Source organism: Mesorhizobium sp. M8A.F.Ca.ET.207.01.1.1, from assembly GCF_004794715.1.
In the GTDB taxonomy this organism is placed as follows: domain Bacteria; phylum Pseudomonadota; class Alphaproteobacteria; order Rhizobiales; family Rhizobiaceae; genus Mesorhizobium.
This window is the reverse complement of sequence record NZ_SRUS01000577.1, coordinates 1-283: the sequence shown is the minus strand read 5'-3', so window position 1 is coordinate 283 and position 283 is coordinate 1. Positions and strand designations below refer to the sequence as shown.

General features: G+C 64.7%; 1 protein-coding gene. It reads left to right on the top strand.

The features are described from left to right. The coding region (locus EN850_RS35905; RefSeq protein ID WP_136093096.1) for a DUF1868 domain-containing protein at positions 1-283 on the top strand (283 nt) is incomplete at both ends.

The following is a 283-nucleotide window of genomic DNA, read 5'->3' as shown; positions in this document are numbered from 1 at the left end:
CGCAAGCAGCGATCGTCGAGGTGCGTGAGCGCATGCGCGCCATGCCGGATGCGGATCGCCTCGCCTTCACGCCGATTTCCAGCCTGCACATGACCCTGTTGCAGGGCATCATCGAATATCGCCGCCGCCTTCCTTACTGGCCTTCGGACGTGCCTCTCGACACCGGCGTCGACGACATGACCCGCCTCTACCTCGAACGCCTGCAAGGCTTCGAGGGCCACGGTCCCTTCAAGGTCAAGATTGTCGAAGTCGTGCCGACAGGCCTGACTGTCGCCGGCGCCGC